Origin of the sequence: Dysgonomonas sp. HGC4, assembly GCF_001261715.1 — a bacterium.
GTDB lineage: Bacteria > Bacteroidota > Bacteroidia > Bacteroidales > Dysgonomonadaceae > Dysgonomonas_A.
On the sequence record NZ_CVRU01000068.1, the window covers coordinates 1 to 675 of the forward strand.

1 protein-coding gene is annotated in these 675 nt (G+C 30.2%); it reads left to right on the forward strand.

Annotated features, from left to right (window positions below):
- Nucleotides 1–173 precede the first annotated feature (173 nt).
- On the forward strand, nt 174–675 hold a 502-nt coding region (locus HGC4_RS06540; RefSeq protein ID WP_157258164.1), incomplete at its 3' end, for a leucine-rich repeat protein.

Consider the following 675-nt stretch of genomic DNA (forward strand, 5'->3'; position numbering starts at 1 on the left):
TGTAATACGACAAAGATTGAAGGTTTCATTATAATCTCATTTATTTTATCTGAGCTTCTAAATAATTTAGAAAATAGCAAGGTTTCTCGATTAAAATCAAGAAATCTCCATTTTACTTATGCTTTTCTGCAATAGTGAAAAACTAAATATATATACTAAAATTTTAACTTATTATGACAAAAAAAATTCTAACCTTATTATTCAGTGTAATAATATTGATAACTCCGACTTACGGACAATTAAGTAAAACTATCACAGTAACTACTCCTGGAACATTAGAGAGCCAGTTAGGGACAGATAAAGCAAAAGTTACGGATTTGGTTTTAACGGGAACCATAAACAGTGCAGATTTTACAACGATTAAACAAATGACGTTATTAAAAGTATTGGATATGTCTAATGTTGATATTATAGATGGGAAGATACCAGCCTCTGCCTTCGCTAATAGGAATATGACTAAACTTATATTGCCTATAAAGCTAAAGATTATTGGAGATAATGCTTTTGATCGGATGTCAGTTTTTTCTCTAGATTTTTCTGCTTGCTTAGATCTTGAGGAGTTGGGAAATAAGGTGTTTTCAGGTTTTAAATCAAGTATCGGAATCCTTGATTTCTCAAAAAATAAATCTTTAACACGGTTTTTAAAAGAGGGACAAAATCGTTGGGGTACTTTTA